Origin of the sequence: Bradyrhizobium sp. RD5-C2, from assembly GCF_019972155.1 — a bacterium.
Lineage (GTDB): Bacteria > Pseudomonadota > Alphaproteobacteria > Rhizobiales > Xanthobacteraceae > Bradyrhizobium.
The window spans coordinates 146,079-160,050 of record NZ_BOVL01000008.1; the positions used below are offsets into that span (position 1 = coordinate 146,079).

Here is a 13,972-nt window from a genome sequence, read left to right on the forward strand (position 1 = left end):
CTATCCCAATCAGGGGCAAGTCGATCCATGAGCCAGCCAATCGCGTCCGTCCTCCTGCGAAGCGCGACGCCCCTCGATCTGCCGCGGCTGATTGATGTGCTGCGACGACGCCACCCGGACCGTTCCTGGCAAGCCGGCACCGCCTCATCCATTCAGTGCGGCGATCACATCATTGCCCTCGCGCTTGTCGACGCGCCGAAGCCGAAAGATGATGCACTCTGGGAGCGCGCCGCGCTCCTCTGGCGAGACGGGCGTCAGCTCGTTGACCGCCACAATGCCCATGTCGTGGTATCAGCAACGGACGCCAATACGGGTGAACTTGAACGCGCGAGGATCGGAACCGCCGTCGTCGGCGGTCTGCTCGCAACACTGCCCGAGGCCTGCGCCGTCATCTGGAAAGACTTGCTTGGCCGCGAGCCTCAGAGGTGGCTGAAGGACTCCGAACAATCGTTCGCACCTGCGCCAGGTTATCCTTTCCTGCTCTGGATCGACATTCTTCCGTTCAAGTCGATCGAATCGATCGGCGCGCTCACGGTTGGATTGTTTCCGTTCATCGGCCGTGACATCGAGTGCGACCTGCCAGGCATGGCGCTGCCCGATCTGGTCGGCAAGGTCGCGCTAATCGCCTGCCAGCTCATCGCGCGCAGACAAGAGATCAAGGATGGCGAGGTGTTTGCGGTCTCAGCCACTGAGCGATTCAAGGTGCACCATGCGGTTTCCCGCTTCAACGCCTCGCCGGTCCTGAGGATCGGGGCTCTATCGGCCTCCAGCCCGTTCAAGCGCTATCCGATCGTCTCGCCCACGGTGGCAAGGGATCATCCGCTCCTGAGCCTGCTGACCCGCGCTGGACTTTTCGATGCAAGCAGCGCCGACAATCATGTCGAGCTGCAACCTGCTAGCTATGATTCGGAGATCCGGCTCGACACCTACGATCAGGGCATCAATGGCGTGCTGTCACAGATACTGGCCACCGACGCCTACGTTGCGGCCGACCAAAAGGCGCGCGACGCGCTCGCGCGCGGTGACACCGGCGCGGCAAGGGAAACGCTGCTTCCCTTTGCCGGAGAGATCACCAAGCTGCTGGGCGCCCTGAAACTCGGGCTGTCGCAGGGGCGCGTATTCATGTTCCTGCCGAAGCAGGGCACAACCAAACTGTCCTAGGGATCTTTGCTCAATCCAGGTGGAACTTCTCCAGCTGGCGGTGCTCGGCCTTGATGTAGCGCACGGTGCCGGTGACGGAGCGCATCACGACCGTCTCGGTCTCGATCACATCCTTCTTGAACTTGACGCCAGTCAGCAGCGAGCCGGTGGTGACGCCGGTGGCGGCGAACAGGCAGTCGCCCTTGGCCATGTCCTCGATGCCGTAGATCATCTTCGGATCGAGCACACCCATCTTGTGGGCGCGCTCGCGCTTCTCCTCGGTGTCAAGGATCAGGCGGCACTGCATCTGGCCGCCGATGCAGCGCAGCGCGACCGCCGCCAGCACGCCTTCGGGCGCGCCGCCGGTGCCGATATACATGTCGACGCCGGTCTCATCAGGCTTGGCGCAGTGAATGACACCGGCGACGTCGCCATCGGTGATCAGCTGCACGGCAGCGCCGGTCGAGCGCACGCTGTTGATGATGTCGGCATGGCGCGGACGGTCGAGCACCAGCACATTGATGGCGGTGGGATCGACGCCCTTCGCCTTGGCGAGCCGGCGGACGTTGTCGGCCGGCGGCGCGTCAAGCTCGATCACGTTCTTGGCATAGCCCGGACCGATCGCGATCTTCTGCATGTAGACGTCGGGTGCGTGCAGCAGCGTGCCGCCGTCGGCCATCGCCATGGTGGCGATCGAGCCGGGCATGTTCTTGGCGCACAGCGTGGTGCCTTCGAGCGGATCGACCGCGATGTCGACCTTGGGGCCGGCATTGAGCCCGACCTTCTCGCCGATGAAGAGCATCGGCGCCTCGTCGCGCTCGCCCTCGCCGATCACGACCGTGCCCTCGATCGGCAACTTGTTGAGCTCGCGCCGCATCGCGTCGACCGCGGCCTTGTCGGCGGCCTTCTCCTGGCCATGGCCGCGCAGCCGCGCGGCCGACACCGCCGCGCGCTCCGTCACGCGCACGATTTCGAGCGTCAGGATGCGCTCGAGCAGCATCTGCGGCGGAACGGAAATATGGGTCGACATCGGCGTACTCCTTAAAGCCTCGGGGACAGGCCAGCCTGCCCGCATCAATCGTCTCACGCCCGACCCGTTCAGGCCATGCGCTAGTTTTTCTCGATCCGGATCACCTGCGGCCGGCCGCTGATGACCTTGTCGCGCTGCACTGCGGCCAGCGCACGATGCACCGCATCCTCGCTGGTCGCATAGGTAATCAGAATGACCGGGACCGGTGAAGGTTTTTTGGCTGCACCGTTCACATCGACGCCATCCGGGTGCCGTTGCACGATGGACTCCAGAGATATCTTCTGTTCCGCGAGCCGGGTGGCGATTGTTGCGGCAGTGCCTGCAAGATCGCGCGCCATCAGGCGGATATAGTAGCCACCCTCGTGGCGTTCCATCGGCGCCTTGGTGGTGTCGCGCAACCGCTCCACCGGACGCCCGAACGGCTTGGCGCGGATGCCGCGGGCGACATCGGCGATGTCGGCGACCACGGCCGAGGCGGTCGCACCGCCGCCGGCGCCGGGGCCGACCAGCGTGATCGGCGGAATCCCCTCGCCGTCGATCGCCACCGCGTTGGTGACGCCCATCACCTGCGCGATCGAGGATGATTTCGGCACCATGGTCGGATGCACGCGCTGCTCAATGCCCTTTGCCGTGCGCACGGCAACGCCGAGCAGTTTTACGCGGTAACCGAGTTCCGCGGCGGCCTTGAGGTCTTCCGGTGTGATCGAGGAAATGCCTTCGACATAGACCGCGCTTTCGGCAACCTTGGTTCCGAAGGCAAGGCTCGCCAGGATCGCAAGCTTCTGCGCGGTGTCGTGACCATCGACGTCAAATGACGGGTTGGCTTCGGCGTAGCCGAGCCGCTGGGCGTCCTTCAGGCATTCCTCGAACGACAAACCCTCCTGCTCCATCCGGGTCAGGATGTAGTTGCAGGTGCCGTTGAGGATGCCGTAGACGCGGTTGACGCTGGTGCCGGCGAGGCCCTCGCGCAGCGTCTTGATGACCGGAATCGCCGCCCCGACCGCCGCCTCGAAATTCAGCGCGCCGCCGTGCTTTTCGGCGGCGGCGGCAAGCCGCAGCCCGTGCTTGGCGATCAGCGCCTTGTTGGCGGTCACGACCGATTTGCCGGCCTTCAGCGCGGTCTCGATCGCGGACAGCGCGGGATCGCCGGCGCCGCCCATCAACTCGACGAAGCAGTCGATATTGGGATCTTCGGCCAGCGCCTCGGGGCTCTTCGCCCAGGCGATGCCGCGCAGGTCGAGGCCGCGCTTCTTGGCTTTCGAGCGCGCCGTGACGGCGACGACGCGAATACCGCGGCCGCTGCGCTCGGCCAGCGCCCGTCCTTGCGTTTCGATGAGGCGGACGACATCGGCACCGACGGTGCCGAGCCCCGCTATGCCCACGTTCAGGGGTGCGACCATGGATTTAAGGGACCTGGAGATTAAGCAACCTGGAAGGATTAGCGTCGGTTGGCGAGAGGAACGACGTTGTGCAACGTTTCGATGCCGCTTTCAAGGAAGCGGCGCACGCCGCGCGCGGCCTGCCGGATGCGCTGCTCGTTCTCCACCATCGCGATCCGGACATAGCCTTCGCCATGCTCGCCGAAAGCAACGCCGGGCGACACCACGACGCCGGATTTCTCCACCATCAGGGTCGCGAACTGCATGCTGCCGACCGCCTCGAACGCCTTGGGCAGCGGCGCCCAGGCGAACATCGAGGCCTGCGGCGGCGGAATATCCCAGCCGGCGCGGCCAAATGACTCAACCAGCGCATCGCGGCGCTTGCGGTAGGTGTCGCGCATCTCGCGGATGCAGTCGTCGGGACCGTTCAGCGCGGCGGTCGCCGCCACCTGGACCGGCGTGAAGGCGCCGTAATCGAGGTAGGATTTGACCCGCGCAAGTGCCGCGATGATGCGCTCATTGCCGACCGCAAAGCCCATGCGCCAGCCGGCCATCGAGAACGTCTTCGACATCGAGGTGAATTCGACGGTGACGTCGATCGCACCGGGCACCTGCAGCACCGACGGCGGTGGATTGTTCTCGTCGAAATACACTTCGGCGTAGGCGAGATCGGACAGGATGAAGATGTCGTGCTTCTTCGCGAACGCGACCAGATCCTTGTAAAAGTCGAGATCGGCGACATAGGCGGTCGGGTTCGACGGATAGCAGACGATCAGCGCGATCGGCTTCGGAATCGAATGCTGGATCGCCCGCTCGACCGCCTCGAAGAACTGCGGCGTCGGCTCCGAGGGCACCGAGCGGATCACACCGCCCGCCATCAGGAAGCCGAACGCATGGATCGGGTAGCTCGGATTCGGGCACAGCACGACATCGCCGGGCGCGGTGATCGCCTGCGCGACGTTGGCAAACCCCTCCTTCGAGCCGAGTGTCGCAACCACCTGGGTATCGGGGTTCAGCTTGACGCCGAAACGGCGGCCATAGTAGGCGGCCTGGGCCTTGCGCAGGCCGTTGATGCCACGCGAGGCCGAGTAGCGGTCGGTCCGCGGCTTGCCCAGCGTCTCCTTGAGCTTCTCGATGACGTGGGCCGGGGTCGGTAGGTCCGGGTTCCCCATCCCCATGTCGATGATGTCGGCCCCGGCATTGCGCGCGGCCGCCTTGGCCTGGTTGACCTTCTCAAAGACGTAAGGCGGCAGACGGCGAATGCGGTAAAAATCTTCCATGGGACCCTTGCTCCGACAACCGCGATGCCAGAATCGTCCCCCTTGGTAGATTTGCGGAAGCCGGCTCGGCCTCTTACAGAAATCGCACTGAATCAATGACTTAGAGCGAATTCAGGCGCACGATCGGGGGGCTGCGGCCGGATCTGCGGTTGAATTGGGTTTCTTTTAGCACGGACGCTGGGCGGCGCCAGCGCTGATCGGCCAAACTGGCGCGCTCACTTCCCGCTTTGGGCGGCCGTCGCGGCCTGAGCCTGTGCCTGGCGCTCACGCGCCGCAACCAGCTCCTGCTCGATCTTGGCCTGATCCGCCGGCTTGATCGTCGGATCGGCGCGGTCGGGCGGAAGGTCGTGGACCGGGAGGTAGCCGTTGGCGTCCTTTTGCCGCGCCGGCGCATCGGCCGGCATGGCCATATCGGCAATCGTGCTCGAGCACCCGCTCAGCGCCAGCATCGACGCGAGCAGCGCTGCGGCCGCGAGCCCCCTGTTCATTCGATCGATCGGCATGCGCCGAATTGTCCCCAACAAGCTAGCGCGCACGTCGCACATTGCCGACACGGGTCGCACTGGTACGAGCCTTGCAGCGTCCCGGCTGCATCTAATCCTGGCTTTAGACGTTTCAAACCATTGTCGCCCGAAACGCTTAAAGCGGGAACACCAAAAGCGACCCCTGAGGCTTCAATATGACGGAACAAAGATTTTTCTATCGCACCGCAACAGAGCGAAACATCGGCTTTTGACCGATTTTCGCTACCGCACCGCGCGATGACGCCCCCCCAACGACGCGATATTGTCCCTCAGATGAGCAACGTCAGTACCGACACCCAAGCCACCCCGAAATTCAACGCCGAAGCCTTCGCCATGAACATCGCCCGGGCGATGGAGAGCAGCGGCCAGGCGCTGGCGGCCTATCTCAAGCCGCGCCAGACCGGGGAGGTCCGCGACAAGCCGCCGAACGAGCTCGGTGAGGTCATCAAGACCTTCAGCGTGATCGCCGAATACTGGCTGGCCGACAAGGAACGCGCCTCCTCGTTGCAGATGCAGCTCGGCAAGGATTACCTCGATCTCTGGGGCTCGGCCGTGCGCCGCATGGCCGGCGAAGCCGACGCCAAGCCGGCGATCGCGCCGGCCCCGCGCGACAAGCGCTTCCAGGATCCGGAGTGGAAGTCGAATCAGTTCTTCGACTTCATCCTCCAGCTTTATCTGCTGACAGCGAAATGGGCGCAGCAGCTGGTCCACGACGCCGACGGGATCGATCCGCACACCCGCAAGAAGGCCGAATTCTACGTCCAGCAGATCACCAACGCGCTGGCGCCGTCGAATTTCGTGCTGACCAATCCGGAAGTGCTGCGCGCTACCGTCGAGACCAATGGCGACAATCTGGTCCGCGGCATGAAGATGCTAGCCGAGGATATCGAGGCCGGGCACGGCACGCTGCGGATCCGCCAGTCCGATTCGAGCAATCTCGAGGTCGGCATCAACATGGCGACGACGCCGGGCAAGGTGATCTACCAGAACGACCTGATGCAGCTGATCCAGTATTCGCCGGCGACGGAGAACGTGCTGCGCACGCCGCTCCTGATCGTGCCGCCGTGGATCAACAAGTTCTACATCCTCGATCTGCGCCCTGAGAAATCCTACGTCAAATGGTGCGTCGACCAGGGCATCACGGTGTTCGTGATCTCGTGGGTCAATCCGGACAAGGAGCTCGGCAAGAAGACCTGGGCCGACTACATGGCCGAGGGCCCGCTCACGGCGATGGACGTGATCGAGAAGGTCACCGGCGAGTTGAAGGTGCACACCGCCGGCTATTGCGTCGGCGGCACCATGCTCGCCTCGACGCTGGCCTACCTAGCCGAAAAGCGCCGTCAGCGCGTGACGTCAGCGACGTTCTTTGCCGCGCAGGTCGACTTCACCCACGCCGGCGATCTCCTGGTGTTCGTCGACGAGGACCAGATCTCGGCGCTGGAACGCGACATGCAGGAATCCGGCGTGCTCGAAGGCAGCAAGATGGCGATGGCCTTCAACATGCTGCGCTCCAACGACCTGATCTGGTCGTATGTCGTGAACAATTATCTGAAGGGCCAGCCGCCCTCCTCGTTCGACCTGCTGCACTGGAATTCGGACGCGACGCGGATGCCGTCGTCGAACCACTCCTACTATCTGCGCAACTGCTATCTGGAGAACCGGCTGTCGACCGGCACGATGGTGCTCGACAACACGCTGCTCGATCTGTCGAAGGTGAAGGTGCCGGTCTACAACCTCGCGGCACGCGAGGATCACATCGCGCCGGCGGAATCGGTGCTCTACGGTTCGCAGTTCTTCGGCGGCCCGGTGAAATATGTGCTGTCCGGCTCCGGCCATATCGCCGGCGTGGTCAATCCGCCGGCCTCCAAGAAGTACCAGTACTGGACCAACGACAACATCAAGGACATGAAGCTCGCCGACTGGCTGAAGGGCGCCGAGGAGCACAAGGGTTCGTGGTGGCCCGACTGGCGCGGGTGGCTGGAAAGCCATGATCCGGAGACGGTGCCGGCACGTATGGTGGGCTCGAACGGGGCGTCGGTGCTCGAGGACGCTCCGGGCAGCTATGTCCGCGTCCGCGCGTAGCGCGAGTTCTTCCGCTCAGCTATAAACAGATGGTCCCGACGGTCGGGAATCGAATTCACGTGAGGGGGAGACGATGACGCGCGAACTGTTCTGGCTGTCGCTGACGGTGATCCTGACCGGGCTGCTGTGGGTTCCCTACATCATCAACCGCTGCCAGGTGCGCGGCCTCTCCGGCGCCATGGGCAATCCATCGCGCACCGACAAGCCGCACGCCGAATGGGCCAACCGGCTGATGTTTGCCCATGACAACGCGGTCGAGAACCTCGTGATCTTCGCGCCGCTGGTCTTGATCCTCAACGCGGCAGACTATTCCACCAAATGGACCGTGCTGGCCTGCGCCGTGTATTTCTGGGCCCGCGTCGCGCATCTGATCGTCTACACGCTCGGCCTGCCGGTGTTCCGCACCCTGGCCTTCACGGTCGGCTTCATCGCGCAGGCGGTGCTGGCGCTCGCGATCTTCAAGATCCTCTAAGCGACACATTCGCGCCGGCGGCGGTCACATCCGCGCCGGCGCTATTCCTTGTCTTTCCGCACGACGATATGCAGCATCGTCGCGGGCGCCTCATCGAAGCTCTTGATCTCGCTGGTGTCGGACGAGACCTGGAACCATGCTCCTGACGCGGCGTAGGTCGCCGCCAGCCAGTCAGCCGCGGGATAATTGTAGTAGCGGCCGATGCTGTCGCGGCCATCGCCATGGCCGACCTTGTAGCTCGCGTAGAAGATGCCGCCGGGTTTCAGCGCCCGATGGATACGGCCGAGGATGCCGGCCAATTCGTCGCGCGGCACATGCAGCAGGCAGGCGCTGGCCCAGACGCCGTCATAGGCCCCACGATCCTCGAGCTCATCGAAAAGCATCGCCTCGACGGGATGGTTGATGCGCCGTGCCGCGACTTCAGCCATCTCGGGTGAACCGTCGGTCGCGCGCAGCACGAAGCCTTCGGCAAGCATGACCGCGGCATGATTGCCGGCACCGCAGCCGAGTTCGAGGATCGCGCCGCCCGGCGGCAGCAGCTTGAGAAAGCCGATCAGCCGGGTGGACGGCGCTTTCGCCCACCCGGCATAGGCCTCGGCATTGCGCCGATAGAATTGCAGCGTGGCGTCGTCCACGATGCGCACCTCGCCGTCAGCTGTCGGAAAGCCCGAGCATCAGCCGCATGTTCTGGACCGCGGCGCCCGAGGCGCCCTTGCCCAGATTGTCGAGCCGGGCGACCAGCACGGCCTGGCGGTGCTTGTCACTGGCGAACACATAGAGCTCGAGCTGGTTAGTCTCGTTGAGCGCCTCCGGCTCGATCTTGCCGCCCTTGCTGGCCTCGTTCTGCAGCGGCATCGCCGAGACGCATTTACTGCCGGCGTACCACTTCGCCAGCACGGCTTGCAGGTCGGCGCCCGTCGGCTTGCCCGGCAGCGCGTCGAGCTGCAGCGGCACCGAGACCAGCATGCCCTGCCGGTAGTTGCCGACCGACGGGACGAAGAGCGGCCGCCGCGTCAGATGCGAATAGAGCTGCATCTCCGGCACGTGCTTGTGCTCGAAGCCGAGACCATAGAGATGGAAGGCCGGCGCCGAGCCGTCCTCGAAGCTTGCGATCATCGACTTGCCGCCGCCCGAATAGCCGCTCACCGCATTGATGGTGACGGGATAGTCGGCCGGGAGCAGGCCACCATCGACGAGCGGCCGCAGCAGCGCGATGCCACCGGTCGGATAGCAGCCCGGATTGGAGACCTTCTGCGCGGTGCGGATCTTGTCGGCCTGGTTAGGCGCGAGCTCCGCGAAACCGTAGGCCCAGTCGGGCGCGACGCGATAGGCGGTCGACGCATCGAGCACCTTCGGCGCCGAATTGCCCATCGTGTCGATCAGCGCGACCGTCTCCTTGGCGGCCTCGTCCGGCAGGCAGAGGATCACGAGATCCACCTCCTCCATCAGCGCCCGCTTGGCGCCCGCGTCCTTCCGCTTGTCCTCGGCGATCTGCTTCACCGCGACGTCACCGATCGTGTGCAGCCGCTCCTGGATGCCGAGGCCGGTGGTGCCGGACGCGCCGTCGACGAACACGGTGGCCTTGGTCGCACCGCTCTTGGTTTTCGGCTGGTTGGTGTCGGTGACGGTCATGGCATGGTCCTTTCGAGATCGTTCGTTTCGTTTAACACATCTGGCCGCGCCTGCGCTGCCAACGGGGATGGGCAGTTATCCCTGGATTGAGCGCGCCCTCGCCCACGACAACAACCCCTGCTCATGGAAACAGCGCGATCTGTTCCAGCCCGGTGGTTTCGGGCAAGCCGAACATCAGGTTCATGTTCTGGATCGCCTGTCCGGCCGAACCCTTCACAAGATTATCGAGCGTCGAGAGCACGATGGCGCGGTTCTTGATCCGGTCGGCGACGACGCCGATCTGAACGTAATTCGAGCCGCGTACGTTCTGCGTCTGTGGCAGCACGCCCTTCTTCGTCACATAGACGAACGGCTCGTTGGCGTAGGCCTTTTCCAACTCGGCGCGCAAATCGTCCGGCGTGGCCCCATTGAGCTTGACATAGGATGTGCAGAACTCACCCCGCGCCATCGGAATGAGATGCGGGGTGAAGTTCACTGTCACAGCCGAGCCAGCGGCCGCGCCCATCTCCTGCTCGATCTCCGCCGAGTGTCGATGACTTCCAATCGAATAGGGCGACAGCCCTTCGCCGGCCTCGCTGAACAGCGTGTTCTGCTTCAGTCCGCGTCCGGCGCCGGTGACGCCCGATTTTGCGTCGATGATGATGTCGTCGACGTCAATCAGCTTTGCCTTCGCCAGCGGAACAAGCGCCAGCAGTACCGCCGTCGGATAGCAGCCGGGACAGGCCACGAGCCGCGCGGCCGTGACCTTCTCGCGGTAGAGTTCGGTCAGCCCATAGACGGCCTCGTCCTGCAATTCGAGCGCCCGGTGCTCGTGGCCGTACCATTGCGCGTAGCTGTCTTTGTTGCGCAGTCGGAAATCCGCGGACATATCGAGGATTTTGATCCTGGGATTGGCCTTCAGCACCGCGGCGATGATCTCCTGCGTCGTCCCGTGCGGCAGTCCGCAGAACACGGCATCGAGCCGCGTCCAGTCGACCTTTTCCCATTCCACGAGTTTTGGCAGGTCGAGCATGAAGAAGTGAGGAAACACCTCGCTCATCGCCTTGCCGGCATGGGTGTTGGCGGTAAGCGCGGTGATTTCGGCGTTCGGGTGCCGCGCCAGCAGGCGCACCGCGTCGGCGCCGGTGTAGCCGGACGCGCCCAAAATTCCGATTTTCTTCTTCGTCATTACTCGCTCCTCGGAAGCGTAGTCATCTCGGCCTGTGTCGTTGCGAAAGCCTGCGGGCGCACATCGCGCATCAAAGCCGCGATGTCCCGGGCACCGGCTTCGGCCTGCAATGCGAGCGTGTTGCCGACCGCCGCGAAATCGGTTTCAGACTTGTGCTGGTTCAGCTTGAAGCTGCCCTCCACCTCTTCCACCGTCATCTCAAAGCCCACGATGGCCTTCTTCATGCCTTCCAGCCGCGCGGCGGTCATCTTGCCCGACACCCACGGCTTTTTCGGCAGCAGCCGCTCCTCGAACTTGGCGCTCAGCACGTCGATCTGAACGGCAAGCTCTTCATCCGACAACGTCCGCACCGGCCCGGTCAGATGCACCGCCTGATAAAGCCAGGTCGGCACCTGATCGGGCGACACGTACCAGTCCGGCGACACATAGGCATCCGCGCCGTTGACGGCCAGCAGCCACGGGCTCCCGTTCGCCAGCTTTACCAGCGGATTGTGACGGGCAACATGAAACAGCGCCCGCGGCGTGCCGTCGGCGGCGTAGGTCAAATAGAACGGCAGCGCGGAGGCGATCGGCTTGCCGCCGTCGCACGCGCAGACGATGCCGAAACCGCGCGCGTCCGCGAATGCAAGGCTCGCGGCGCGGTCAGGCTTGAAAGGCGGTGGCGTATACATGGTCGAAGCTCCTGCATGACGAAGGAGCCGCCAGATCGAACCGCGTGTCTTTTTCAGGAGAGCGCCGCGGGATCGGATCCGGCGGCAGAGGCGATGGTCTTAAACGCGAGCGACCGCCCATACCGCGAGAATGCGGCGGCGGCGGGCGATGATGATGGTCGCGGCGTTGATCATAGGCGCGGCTATAAGGCCGCGCCCGTTTTGCGTCAAGGTTTGCTTTCGTCATTCCGGCGCGCGCGCCCTGCCCGCGAACCTCAGATGCGCAATTGCGCATCGGGGAATCCAGAGATTGCGGCGCGAGATTCCGGGTTCGATGCTACGCATCGCCCTCAGGTGCGCCATTGCGCACCGGGGAATGACGGACCTAAATGGCCGGATTCCACGGCGCCGGCACGACGCGGTAGCCGTTGCCGTCCTTGACCACATTGCCGAGGCCCGGGAACGGATAGTGGAAGCCCTGCACCTGAAGCCGCTCTGCGACCACCATGTCGTAGATCCGGCGGCGGGTCTTCTCCGCCACGTCGCCGTCCTGGTCGAAGAACGCATGCCAGCCGGGATTGGCCGCGAACAGGTTCGGATTGTTGGTGACGTCGGACTGGATGAAGACCTTGTCCGGACCCGAGGCCAGCACGTAGGAGGTATGGCCCGGCGTATGGCCGACGGTCTCGACCGAGGTCAGGCCCGGCGCGATCTCCTTGCCCCATTCATAGGGCGTGACCTTCTTCTTCAGGCCGGCCTCGAAGATGTTGCGGTTGTTCTTGAACAGGCCCGCCATGCGGCCGGCCGGCGCCCGGCTCATCTCACCGTCGTCCATCCAGAACTTCCATTCGGTCGCCGGCACCAGCACTTCGGCGTTCGGGAATGCCAGCGTGCCCTCGGCCGTCAGCAGGCCGTTCACGTGGTCGCCGTGAAAGTGCGAGATCACGACCATGTCGACATTCTTCAGATCGAAGCCGGCCGCGACGAAATTGTCGGCGAACAGGCCATTGGCTCCCTTCGTGCTGGCCTTCGCCAGCGCGCCGTTGCCGGTGTCGATCACGACCAGCTTGCCGCCGGTGTTGAGCACCAGCGGCGCGAACCAGATCGACACCACGTCGCGCGGCATGAACGCCTTCTCCAGCGCCGCGTTGACATCGTCCCGCTTCGCATTCGGGATGAAGGCATCTTCCAGCTTGAAGACGTTCTTGCCGTCAGACACCACGGTGACCAGGATGTCGCCAACCTTGTAGCGATAGAAGCTCGGCGCCTGCTTGTCGGCGGCGGGCGCTGCCGCGGCCGCGGGAACGGCTGATAACAACGGTGCGGCGGCGATGCCGGCAGCACCTGCGAGAGCGTGACGTCGTGTCAGATCCATCTGATGTCCTCCCAGTGAAGAAATGATGCGCCCGGCGGAGCCGCGTCCGCTGTGGTGAGTTTTGCTCAGCGTTTTGACAGTCGCGTGAAGACGGCTGTGCGAGCAATTGTTCTTCCGCTAACCCCTGCATCGCAGCGATATTCCTGACGTCGTTACACCACCCGCCACATCCACTCGACGACCTGGCCGATGACGTCGCCGAACAGCAGCAGCGCCGCCGACCAGACCAGGGCGGAGACGAAATTGGCGATCTGGAATTGCCAGTACGACATCTCGAAAATGCCGGCCGCAAGCGGCACCGAGGCACGCAGTGGGCCGAAGAAGCGGCCGATGAAGATGCTGGGCACGCCCCAGCGCTTCACGAAGGCCTCGCCGCGCGGCAGGATCTCCGGATAGCGCGACAGCGGCCACATCTGCGCGACCTGCTCCTTGTAGCGATAGCCGAACCAGTAGGAGACCCAGTCGCCGAGCGCGGCGCCGATGCCGCCCGCGATCCAGATCGGCCAGAAGCTGATGCCGCTGACGCCGATCAGGGCGCCGATCGCAACCAGCGCGCCCCAGGCGGGCACCAGCAACGAGATGAAGGCGAGCGATTCAGCGAACGCCAGCAGCATGACGATCGGAGCGGCCCAGGCCTGGTGATGGCGGACGAATTCGGCCAGGGCCCGCGTAAAGTCTTCCATCTCGTCGAGTGCCTTCCGCTCCGTTGAACCCCGAATGAACCTTTCTAGCCGCACGCAGCCTAAGAACAGGTAAGCCAGCCCATTGCGTGACATCAAGTCACAAAGGCGGGGATCGAACGTGATTTCCCGTAAGGCCCCTGCGGTCCAGGCTGGCTGGCATCTCCCTCATAAGAAAAAGGAATCACTTGATGATCGGGTCACTGATGATGTGCGTGGGCGTTCTCGTCTTGTTGTTCGGAATGCTCGCGGGCATCGTTATGGGTATCCAGCACGACTTCACGTTGGGGCCGGCGCATGCGCATCTCAATCTGGTCGGCGGCGTGCTGCTGTTCCTGTTCGGCCTGTATTACCGGCTGGTGCCGGCGGCGGGAGCCATGTTGCTCGCCAAAATCCAGGGCTGGCTGCATATCGTCGGCGGCATCCTGTTTCCGGCCGGCGTTGCCGCCGTGTTGCTGAAGGGTCCCTCTTTCGAGGCGGCGCCGATCGTCGGGTCACTGATGGTGGTCGCCGCCATGGCCCTGTTCACGGTCGTTGTATTTCGCACCTCGCGGGCGTAA

14 protein-coding genes are annotated in these 13,972 nt (G+C 64.1%); 4 read left to right on the forward strand and 10 right to left on the reverse strand.

Going from position 1 to position 13,972, the window contains the following annotated elements:
- Positions 1 to 27: 27 nt before the first annotated feature.
- Positions 28 to 1,161, forward strand: a complete 1,134-nt coding sequence (locus tag BraRD5C2_RS08430) for a DUF4261 domain-containing protein (RefSeq protein WP_223967823.1) — start codon at positions 28 to 30, stop codon at positions 1,159 to 1,161.
- Positions 1,162 to 1,171: 10 nt separating this feature from the next.
- Here the strand turns inward: BraRD5C2_RS08430 and glpX are convergent, their stop codons facing one another.
- From glpX to BraRD5C2_RS08450, 4 genes are all read right to left on the reverse strand, one after another.
- Positions 1,172 to 2,170 carry a class II fructose-bisphosphatase gene (glpX, locus tag BraRD5C2_RS08435; protein ID WP_097672244.1) on the reverse strand — a complete coding sequence of 333 codons (999 nt, stop codon included), beginning with the start codon at positions 2,168 to 2,170 and terminating at the stop codon, positions 1,172 to 1,174.
- 80 nt (positions 2,171 to 2,250) lie between these two features.
- Positions 2,251 to 3,570 carry a homoserine dehydrogenase gene (locus BraRD5C2_RS08440; RefSeq protein WP_223967824.1) on the reverse strand — a complete coding sequence of 440 codons (1,320 nt, stop codon included), beginning with the start codon at positions 3,568 to 3,570 and terminating at the stop codon, positions 2,251 to 2,253.
- Between the two features lie 38 nt (positions 3,571 to 3,608).
- Entirely contained in the window at positions 3,609 to 4,829 is a 1,221-nt protein-coding gene (locus BraRD5C2_RS08445) for an LL-diaminopimelate aminotransferase (protein WP_223967825.1), read from the reverse strand.
- A 215-nt stretch (positions 4,830 to 5,044) separates the two neighbouring features.
- Entirely contained in the window at positions 5,045 to 5,332 is a 288-nt protein-coding gene (locus BraRD5C2_RS08450; protein ID WP_223967826.1) for a hypothetical protein, read from the reverse strand.
- 294 nt (positions 5,333 to 5,626) lie between these two features.
- On the opposite strand from BraRD5C2_RS08450, the gene BraRD5C2_RS08455 reads away from it, so the two are divergent.
- Entirely contained in the window at positions 5,627 to 7,435 is a 1,809-nt protein-coding gene (locus BraRD5C2_RS08455) for a PHA/PHB synthase family protein (protein WP_223967827.1), read from the forward strand.
- Positions 7,436 to 7,508: 73 nt separating this feature from the next.
- A complete protein-coding gene (locus tag BraRD5C2_RS08460; RefSeq protein ID WP_223967828.1) occupies positions 7,509 to 7,907 on the forward strand; it encodes an MAPEG family protein in 399 nt (132 codons plus the stop codon).
- A gap of 41 nt (positions 7,908 to 7,948) precedes the next feature.
- Here the strand turns inward: BraRD5C2_RS08460 and BraRD5C2_RS08465 are convergent, their stop codons facing one another.
- The 6 genes from BraRD5C2_RS08465 to BraRD5C2_RS08490 form a co-directional block, all read right to left on the reverse strand.
- Positions 7,949 to 8,542, reverse strand: a complete 594-nt coding sequence (locus BraRD5C2_RS08465; protein ID WP_223967829.1) for a class I SAM-dependent methyltransferase — start codon at positions 8,540 to 8,542, stop codon at positions 7,949 to 7,951.
- Positions 8,543 to 8,558: 16 nt separating this feature from the next.
- The gene (gene argC, locus BraRD5C2_RS08470; RefSeq protein WP_223967830.1) at positions 8,559 to 9,539 is read right to left on the reverse strand and encodes an N-acetyl-gamma-glutamyl-phosphate reductase; all 981 of its coding nucleotides are present in this window, start codon (positions 9,537 to 9,539) and stop codon (positions 8,559 to 8,561) included.
- A gap of 121 nt (positions 9,540 to 9,660) precedes the next feature.
- The gene (argC, locus tag BraRD5C2_RS08475; RefSeq protein WP_223967831.1) at positions 9,661 to 10,707 is read right to left on the reverse strand and encodes an N-acetyl-gamma-glutamyl-phosphate reductase; all 1,047 of its coding nucleotides are present in this window, start codon (positions 10,705 to 10,707) and stop codon (positions 9,661 to 9,663) included.
- Complete coding sequence (locus BraRD5C2_RS08480; protein ID WP_223967832.1) at positions 10,707 to 11,378, reverse strand: FMN-binding negative transcriptional regulator; 672 nt, start codon at positions 11,376 to 11,378, stop codon at positions 10,707 to 10,709. The genes argC (BraRD5C2_RS08475) and BraRD5C2_RS08480 overlap by 1 nt, the downstream gene beginning before the upstream one ends.
- A gap of 364 nt (positions 11,379 to 11,742) precedes the next feature.
- Entirely contained in the window at positions 11,743 to 12,732 is a 990-nt protein-coding gene (locus BraRD5C2_RS08485; protein ID WP_223967833.1) for an MBL fold metallo-hydrolase, read from the reverse strand.
- A 152-nt stretch (positions 12,733 to 12,884) separates the two neighbouring features.
- Positions 12,885 to 13,415 carry a DedA family protein gene (locus BraRD5C2_RS08490; RefSeq protein ID WP_223967834.1) on the reverse strand — a complete coding sequence of 177 codons (531 nt, stop codon included), beginning with the start codon at positions 13,413 to 13,415 and terminating at the stop codon, positions 12,885 to 12,887.
- A gap of 188 nt (positions 13,416 to 13,603) precedes the next feature.
- On the opposite strand from BraRD5C2_RS08490, the gene BraRD5C2_RS08495 reads away from it, so the two are divergent.
- A complete protein-coding gene (locus BraRD5C2_RS08495) occupies positions 13,604 to 13,972 on the forward strand; it encodes a hypothetical protein (protein WP_223967835.1) in 369 nt (122 codons plus the stop codon).